6 protein-coding genes and 1 pseudogene are annotated in these 8,200 nt (G+C 49.2%); 4 read left to right on the plus strand and 3 right to left on the minus strand.

The annotated features are described in order from the left end of the window. Positions 1–181 (minus strand): annotated as a pseudogene (locus tag ACN4EG_RS26405) (photosystem II D2 protein (photosystem q(a) protein)); the annotation flags it as partial. A 444-nt stretch (positions 182–625) separates the two neighbouring features. Here ACN4EG_RS26405 and ACN4EG_RS26410 point away from each other — a divergent pair. The 3 genes from ACN4EG_RS26410 to ACN4EG_RS26420 all read left to right on the plus strand — a co-directional run bounded on the left by ACN4EG_RS26410 (position 626) and on the right by ACN4EG_RS26420 (position 3,539). Beyond that, positions 626–1,189, plus strand: coding sequence for a photosystem I assembly protein Ycf4 (locus ACN4EG_RS26410; RefSeq protein ID WP_431633270.1), 564 nt, complete (start codon positions 626–628; stop codon positions 1,187–1,189). Positions 1,190–1,329: 140 nt separating this feature from the next. Beyond that, positions 1,330–2,178 (plus strand): peptidylprolyl isomerase, encoded by an 849-nt coding sequence (locus ACN4EG_RS26415; RefSeq protein WP_431633275.1) that lies wholly within the window; start codon positions 1,330–1,332, stop codon positions 2,176–2,178. Positions 2,179–2,381: 203 nt separating this feature from the next. Further along, positions 2,382–3,539: a beta-ketoacyl-ACP synthase gene (locus ACN4EG_RS26420; protein ID WP_431633271.1), complete on the plus strand. Its 1,158-nt coding sequence runs from the start codon at positions 2,382–2,384 to the stop codon at positions 3,537–3,539. Between the two features lie 184 nt (positions 3,540–3,723). Here ACN4EG_RS26420 and ACN4EG_RS26425 read toward each other — a convergent pair whose 3' ends face one another. After that, positions 3,724–4,536 (minus strand): DUF3598 family protein, encoded by an 813-nt coding sequence (locus tag ACN4EG_RS26425; RefSeq protein ID WP_431633272.1) that lies wholly within the window; start codon positions 4,534–4,536, stop codon positions 3,724–3,726. A gap of 138 nt (positions 4,537–4,674) precedes the next feature. On the opposite strand from ACN4EG_RS26425, the gene sbcD reads away from it, so the two are divergent. Further along, the gene (gene sbcD / locus ACN4EG_RS26430) at positions 4,675–6,015 is read left to right on the plus strand and encodes an exonuclease subunit SbcD (RefSeq protein ID WP_431633273.1); all 1,341 of its coding nucleotides are present in this window, start codon (positions 4,675–4,677) and stop codon (positions 6,013–6,015) included. A 151-nt stretch (positions 6,016–6,166) separates the two neighbouring features. Here sbcD and ACN4EG_RS26435 read toward each other — a convergent pair whose 3' ends face one another. Continuing rightward, positions 6,167–7,342: a GNAT family N-acetyltransferase gene (locus ACN4EG_RS26435; RefSeq protein ID WP_431633274.1), complete on the minus strand. Its 1,176-nt coding sequence runs from the start codon at positions 7,340–7,342 to the stop codon at positions 6,167–6,169. Between the last annotated feature and the right edge of the window lie 858 nt (positions 7,343–8,200).

Here is an 8,200-nt window from a genome sequence, read left to right on the forward strand (position 1 = left end):
GGGTATACCAGGACGTGACAAAGGTGGTACCGGTCATCCAGCCACCCAGTGCCAAAAATGCACAGGGAAACAACAGCAGACCTGACCAGCCCACGAAGACGAAACGATCGCGCTTCAGCCAGTCGTCCACGGCATCAAAGATACCGCGCTGCGCTGGCGCGCGCCCGACGGCAATGGTCATGGATAAAACCCCTCTAGCTTTATCTAATTACAGGTTCTCTAGAGTGAACGCATTGATATGTTCTCATCATACGGGATATCAGTTTTTTTACAAACCGATACAAGCCGTCTCATTTGAAGATATTTTGCTTTAGATGCTAAAAACCCCAACAGGGCTGCATTAAGCCATCTTGATACAGCAGTTGGATCGGCTTTTGACTCTCCCCAGTGGAGCCATACTTTTGGCATACTGACCCTGGCATACTAGATGAAAGGCTTGATAACAGGCTCGGAAATCTTGGAGTAATTTATCCCGAGCTCAATTTACGGGAGACATCCACAGTTATGGGATACCGCTCTGTGATACATCTAAGTGATCTGTTAAGTGCTTGTGGATTAGGCTGATGGGGTCTCCAGCAGGGGGACAACTTTAACGCTCTGTTTTTTAAGGAAGTTTCTAAAACCTATGACTGCGCAGGCTACACAAACCGATCGAGTCTTTCGCCAAACCATCGTGGGTTCCCGGCGTTTTAGTAATTATTTTTGGGCAACGGTTGTTTCCATTGGGGCGACTGGCTTTTTATTAGCAGGAATTTCTAGCTATACCCACATCAATTTGCTGCCGTTTTCTGATCCAACCCAGCTTATCTTTTTTCCCCAAGGAATTGCCATGGGAGCCTATGGTGCAGCAGGGGTGTTGCTGTCCATTTATCTCTGGCTCTCGATCGCATTAGATTTAGGTAGCGGCTATAACGAGTTTAATAAAGAGACTAAACAGGCCACGATTTTTCGGTGGGGCTTTCCGGGGAAGAACCGACAAATTGCCGTCAATTGCAAGTTGGAAGATATCCAGGCGGTGAAAGTAACCCTCAAAGAAGGTTTAAACCCCCGTCGCTCTATTTATCTCAAGGTTCGCGGGATGCGAGACATCCCCTTGACCCGTGTGGGCCAACCGATGGGGCTCTCTGAAATTGAGAATCAGGCGGCGGAATTGGTACGCTTCTTGGGCGTTCCCATGGAAGGGCTGTAGGTTCCATCCCCCTTATGGCATCCTGAGCGGTTCTTGTGGGCGAGCAGTAGGACTGGCAGATTAGAGAAATTCTGATGCAATATGACAAAGTCTGCGTACCATAATCTGCGTACTCTAGTGGCTGATTTCCGTTGGAAAAGGTGCAAATTATGCGGCAATTAATGCAGCGACGATTTCGGATTTGGTTGGTGGCAACCCTTGCGATCGCAATTCTCGTAACCACTGGTTGTAGTAAGGCAGAAGACTCGACTACAGCAGCTCCCAAGCCTTCAGAAAGTGTTTCAGCGAGTACGACTCCAGCAGCGTCTCCCTCCGCTTCGCCCTCCCCTAGCGCCAGTGAGTCGCCGGGAACCGTGAGTAAGGAAGCGGCTCAAGCGGCTCAGCTTTTTCCCAATCTGCCTCGCTTAGAAGGAAAAGCAACGGTGGTGATGACGGTTAAAGGGAGTCCGATCACGATCGAAGTCGATGGAACCAATGCACCAATCACGGCGGGCAACTTTGTAGACTTGGTGGACAAAAAAGTCTACGACGGACTGGTATTTCACCGAGTTGTGCGGCAACCCCAGCCATTTGTGGTGCAAGGGGGAGACCCCGATGGACGGGATCCCAATGTTCCAGTGGATCAATTAGGACGGGGAGGCTATGTTGACCCAGCTACAAATCAGCCGCGATCGATTCCCTTGGAAATTAAGCCCAGTCAAGGGGACAAGATTGTCTACAGCAAAACCTTTGAAGAATTGAGAATTCAGGATCCGCCTAAGCTGCGTCATACTCGGGGTGCAGTGGCAATGGCACGATCGGGATATCCAGATTCTGCATCTTCCCAGTTTTATGTGGCTTTGGCAGATTTAAGTTTTCTGGATGGGAATTACGCCGTCTTCGGCTATGTCACCCAGGGAATGGATGTGGTAGACAAGATCCAGCAGGGCGATCGGATTGAATCCGCTCGGGTTACGGCTGGCTTAGAAAACCTAAAAAATCGCAAATAAGCAGTCAGCTTTTATTCATTAAACTGCGGCTAGCTTGCGCCTGACACCTAGGTTTAAGAGTCTCTAACCTTGAATGTCTAACGTTGCAGTTAAGTCATTTGTCTTAAGTGAATGAGTGTTTTTTGGGTATAGGGAAAGTTTCCCTATACTCTTTTTTTGTTGTGCTGGATTGATTGCACTAGATTGGTTGCATTGAATATTTTATGGATGTAGTGGTGACTGGAATTGGGTTGTTGTCTACGTTGGGCAATTTGCAGGAAACTTGGCGATCGATTCTAGCGGGTCGATCGGGCATTCACATCCAGCAACCCTTTCCGGAGTTGTCACCGTTACCTTTGGCGAGGGTTGCAAATCAGCCAACGAATCTGAGATCGCTAACACATCAGATTTTGGCCGACGCCCTAGCGGATGCAGGTCTGACCCCGCCGCTAGTGGATTGTGGCGTGGTCATTGGTTCCAGCCGGGGCAACCAAGGGGGATGGGAGCAACTGTTAAGGCAGCCAGGGGGAACAACGGTGACCAATTGGTTAGACCACTTGCCGAACGTTGCAGCAGTGCAGGTGGCCCGATCGATCCAAACCCAAGCGATCGTGTCGGCACCCACAGCGGCCTGTGCAACGGGGATTTGGGCGATCGCCCAAGGAGCAGAATTAATCCGCACGGGCCAATGCCAACGGGTGATTGCGGGAGCTGTGGAAGCGCCGATTACACCCTTGACGATCGCGGGTTTTAGCCGCATGGGCGCTTTGGCCCAGACGGGAGCCTATCCGTTTGATCGTGATCGAGAGGGATTTGTCCTCGGGGAAGGGGGCGCATTTTTAGTTTTGGAATCTGAGGAGTTAGCCCGATCGCGGCAGGCCAAAATCTATGGCAACGTATTGCAAGCTGGACTGACGGCGGACGCCTATCACCTAAGTGCTCCGAATCCGGAAATCCATACAGCGGTACATGCTGTGAAACTTTGTTGTGATCGCAGTGGCTTAGCCTATGACCAAATTGATTTCATTCACGCCCATGGCACAGCAACAACATTAAACGATCGCACTGAAGCAAATATTTTGCATTACCTCGGTTGGCAATCGGTTCCCGTGAGTTCAACAAAGGGCGCAACCGGCCATACCTTGGGGGCATCCGGGGCGATCGGGGTTACCATGGGACTGATGACCTTACAGCAGCAGACCTTCCCCCCCTGCGTGGGCTTAGACCAGACTGATTTTGCTTTAAACCTGGTTCGCGTAGATCCAATAAACACCTCCCCTAACCAACCGATTCATACGGTTCTCTGCTTTAGCTTCGGCTTCGGGGGACAAAATGCGGCGATCGCCTTGAACGGAATCCAGCTTAAACAGAAGCCATTCTGAGAACGGGCTAGTTACCCACTGATCCTAGGAAACCGAGAATTACGACAAGCATCCGAATAATTTGGCGGGAAATGCGGGAAGTTCTCATAGGGCGTTACCTCTTCTCGACATCCTTAGCCTATCCCTATAGTGAAAAGAGGACTAGGGAAAACCGCAAAAAGTTAACGCTTTAGTTTAAGTTCTATCACGCTATTTTGCGTTCTGTTACGAGGGTGGCATTGACCCAAGCGCCACTGGCATCGTAGCGACGGATAAGACGCAAACGCAGACCCGGTTCTGGCATCCAACCCGCTTCCAAAAAGAAGGCTTGGCCCGGTTGGGGCACGATCGGAAATGTGGCAGAGGCTGCATCGGGAAACAGCGTAATCTGGTAGGGCTGGGCACCGTCGGCAAAGTGCAGAGTTGATCCAGCAATGACAGCGGTAGAAGTGAGGGTGTGATTGGCGAAAGTGAGGGTTTGTTGCAGACGATCGGGGCTGAGGCGTTCAATGGTTAGCGTTGAATGAAACGTTGTCGTTTGCCATTCCGGAGTGAGGGCGATCGCGTGACCTTCCCAAGTGCCGACTAAATCATCCACTTGCAAGGCTGGTTGTTCTGGAGCTTGACTACCAACCCGTTGTTCACGGATTAAGATAATGTTTTTTAACTGATTGTCGGATTCAAATAATTGCACCATGCGCAGACGTCGATCGCGATGGACAAAGCCGAATTCTCCACCGAATTGGGCAATCGGGGAAAACTGAAGTGAACCTTGGGAGAAGGCTCCATTTTCAAAAAAGAGTAAGCCGCGATTGAAACTGGAATATTCCTGCACAAGAGGAGCGGGATACTTGGGGGAATCGCGTTTGAGGGTAAGGCGAGCTTTTTGGGGTTCGATTTCTTCTAACACAAGGTGAGAGGGAACAGCTTCTAGGAGTTCTCCGGAGATCAAAAAGCGATCGAACGATCCTTGCCATTCTCCCAAATTTTCTAAGAAGCATTCCCATTGTGATTTCATAGATTTTCCTGTTAAACCCTCGTCAACAACCATCCATCAGGCCATTTGTTCTATACTAAATCGAAACTGGATCAGTAAATTTAATTTTAGATGCATCCCGATCTCGCAACCCCTCAGTGACCTCTAGGCTTTGCCCCTATGATTAAAGTTTTACATCTTTCCGATATTCATTTAGGTAGCGGATTTATCCACGGAAAGGTAAATCCTGAAACGGGTTTGAATACTCGGTTTGAGGACTTTGTAGGGACGCTGGGACGCTGCATCGATCGAGCCTTGGCAGAATCGGTAGATCTAGTGTTGTTTGGCGGGGATGCGTTTCCCGATGCGACGCCCGCACCGTACATTCAGCAGGCATTTGCGCGGCAGTTTCGGCGGTTGGGAGAGGCGGGAATTCCGGTGGTGCTGCTGGTGGGGAACCATGACCAGCATTCCCAGGGGTCGGGGGGGGCAAGTTTGTGCATTTACCGGACGCTGGGGGTACCGCAGGTAGTGGTGGGCGATCGATTGGAGACCCATCGGATTCCGACAGCGGGGGGAATGGTGCAGGTGCTAACGCTCCCTTGGCTGAATCGATCGACACTAATGACGAAGGCGGAGGTAGAAGGGCTATCGATGCTGGAGGTCGGGGAGGTGTTGCTCGATCGCTTGCGGGTGGCATTGGAGGGAGAAATCCGTCAATTAGATCCAGCGTTGCCAACAATTTTATTGGGGCATTTGATGGCGGATGCAGCGGAATTTGGGGCAGAGCGATTATTAGCGGTGGGAAAAGGGTTTACAGTACCGTTGGCGTTTTTAACGCGGGATTGTTTTGATTACGTTGCCCTGGGCCATGTGCACAAGCATCAAATATTGTCTAAAGATCCGTTTGTAATTTATCCCGGTAGTATTGAGCGAGTTGATTTTTCTGAGGAGAAAGAGGAGAAGGGGTTTGTTTTGGTGGAGTTGGCGCGGGGGCAGACACAGGTGGAGTTTTGCCCGTTGTCAGTACGATCGTTTTGTACGATCGATCTGGATTTAACAGAGTCGGAAGATCCCCAGAGAGCATTGCTGGAAGAGATCCAGGGTAGGCCGATCGCGGATGCGGTGGTGCGGGTGATGTATTCGCTGCGATCGGAGCAAATGGCACTTATGAATGAGGCAGAGTTACATCAGGCATTGGCGATCGCCCACACCTATACGATGCAGGCACAGGTAGTGGCGCAGTTGAGCCGATCGCGGTTGCCAGAGTTAGGGGTGGGTAGCACGGTGAGTCCGTTGGAGGCATTGCAGGCATATATCCAGAATCGGGAGGATTTGCGGGAATTGGAGAAGCCGATGGTGGAGGCTGCAAAACAGTTGCTGGGGGAGGCAGATGCGTGGATACAGCCAGCCTTGGTAGGGGTGGCACTGGAGACGAAAACTGACCGATCAACAGCGAGGGACTCAAGCCTCGGGGAAGAGGCAGCAACGGGGGAGGAAGTTCAGTTACGGCTGTTGTAGGTTTCCTTCCTTTTGGACGAGGCTAGCCATCTGAATGGTGCTGTTTTTAGCAATCACAGAAACTCATGACAGAAATTCATGTCAGCATTGAGCGTCGGGTTCGATCGTGGACAGTCGATCGCCCTAAATCCACCTTAAAAAGCCGGGGCGATTAAATGTCAAACTGGAGTGGTTCTTGCTTAAATGGTAAATCCTGGTTAATGGCGTCCATTTCCTGCTGCTCCAACTCATTAATACGATCGATATGAGTTCTGAGAATTTGCGCTAGGCGGGGCTCATAGAAACGATGCATCGAGTAATTAGGCGTTGCTGGAAATCCACGACGTTTCTTATGGCGTCCACCAGCACCTGGATCAAAAATTTGAATGTTATTTTTGATCGCCCATTCAATCGGGCTGTAATAGCAAGCCTCGAAATGGAGACAATCAATCTCGTCTACCGAACCCCAATAGCGCCCATACAAGCGATCGGCTTTAGTTAAACAAAATGACATTCCCACAGGATGGGTTTCCTCGTCAGCATGGTAGGCCGCAAACAGCACTAAATACTCAGAGAAATCGGAATGTAACTGCTCAAAGAACTTGCGGGTTAAATACTTGCTCCCCCACCAACCAAACTTATCGCAGGTGTCACTATAAAAGCGATACATCTGACTCAACAACGCCGAAGAAACTTGTTTTCCCTCCCATACTTTTAACTGCAATTCCGCTTGAGAAACAGCTTTACGCTCCCGTTTAATATTACGACGCTGATTTGCATTGAATGCTTTTAAATAGTGATCGAAGTCATGATAATTCTGATTTTGCCAGACGTAACTATGGTGCAGCCACGTGCTAAATCCCTGACGCTCTAAAACAGGTTGCCACTCTGGATCGACATAGAGAAAATTGCAACCTGAAATCTGATTACGAATGCAGAAATGATCAATTTCATTAATCATTTTCGCAGTAATTTCATCTTCATCCTCACCGGGTGCAATCAAGAACCGATACCCTTCTGCTGGCGTAAAGGGTGACATACCCAACAATTTAGGATAATATTCGATCCCTAATCGATCGGCTAAATCAGCCCATTGATGATCAAAGACGAACTCTCCATAACTATGGCCCTTGACATATAGTGGAGCCGCCGCAATGAGAGTTCGATCGCGCCACATCGTCAGGTGATTGGGTAGCCAGCCTGTACGGGCTGTCGTACTTCCCGAAGTTTCCATATTGTGCAGCCACGCCCATTCCAGAAACGGCGTTTTCAGGGGCTTAGCCAGTGCATCCCAAGCATTTTGGGGAATTTCCGATATATGATTTGTCCAAACTAGATTGTCCCGCATTGTTGATTCCACCATGCCAAATCCCTGCGCTGTCCCTGCGATTGCCTCATCTAGCTTAATCTAGCCATTTTACTTCTGGACTAGAATTTCCCAAACCCTGACAATGGATCCCCAAAAATACATTGCACTCAATCAGAGCACCCAATCAGATATGCTGCAAAAATCCGTTTGATTTAATTGCCCCATCCTAGCCTTCACCCTATTACTTCAGTTTATTCAGTGTTCCACAAGGTTTCATTCAGGGCACCCACAGGAACAACCAAGGGATTTGCAAAGAAATAATATCCCCTCTTCATTCCCCTACCCTCCTACCCTTTTACTCTCCTACCCCTACCCAATTGGGATTTTATTGATGCGCTGTTCCCTAAGGGGTTATTAGGGGCAACCATCGAATTAAGGTGCGGACGCAAAAGGATGACATAGTCGCCTAACCATCAACACTTGTTGCCAAGCGTCAAGCCCCACTCCAAAACGTCAAATCCTCGCTGCCAAGCGTGATACCCAGTAGCTGACCCATTAGTCCATCCAGTCGCCCACTAGGGCCACCGACAGATTCATTGCAGATTTTTTATATTGTTTTTTTATATATAAAGATGTAAATTATAATTATTTCAAATCATTTAACCTCGTTTTTCAGGGAACTTTTCAAACGTCTATCCCAAGATTAATAGACGAGTCATCCAAAAGACATAGGATTCGTTCCCCCTTTAGAAAGATTTCCATTATGGGTAGGGTTGACTAGTGGACTGTCAGTTTTCAATTTGTGGATAGAGGCGCTTCAGTCGAATCCGAGCATCGGCAGTAGTAAACTGCCAATCTACTGCCTTTTGCAATTGATTACGTTCAGTGTACCAAGCC

Source organism: Alkalinema pantanalense CENA528 (genome assembly GCF_050753345.1).
Classification (GTDB): domain Bacteria; phylum Cyanobacteriota; class Cyanobacteriia; order Leptolyngbyales; family Leptolyngbyaceae; genus Alkalinema; species Alkalinema pantanalense.

What these genes read in the sequence shown, in the direction of transcription:
- ACN4EG_RS26420 (WP_431633271.1), top strand. Translation starts at nt 2,382, where the DNA reads ATGGATGTAGTGGTGACTGGAATTGGGTTGTTGTCTACGTTGGGCAAT.
- sbcD (WP_431633273.1), top strand. Translation starts at nt 4,675, where the DNA reads ATGATTAAAGTTTTACATCTTTCCGATATTCATTTAGGTAGCGGATTT.
- ACN4EG_RS26410 (WP_431633270.1), top strand. Translation starts at nt 626, where the DNA reads ATGACTGCGCAGGCTACACAAACCGATCGAGTCTTTCGCCAAACCATC.
- ACN4EG_RS26435 (WP_431633274.1), bottom strand. Translation starts at nt 7,342, where the DNA reads ATGCGGGACAATCTAGTTTGGACAAATCATATATCGGAAATTCCCCAA.
- ACN4EG_RS26425 (WP_431633272.1), bottom strand. Translation starts at nt 4,536, where the DNA reads ATGAAATCACAATGGGAATGCTTCTTAGAAAATTTGGGAGAATGGCAA.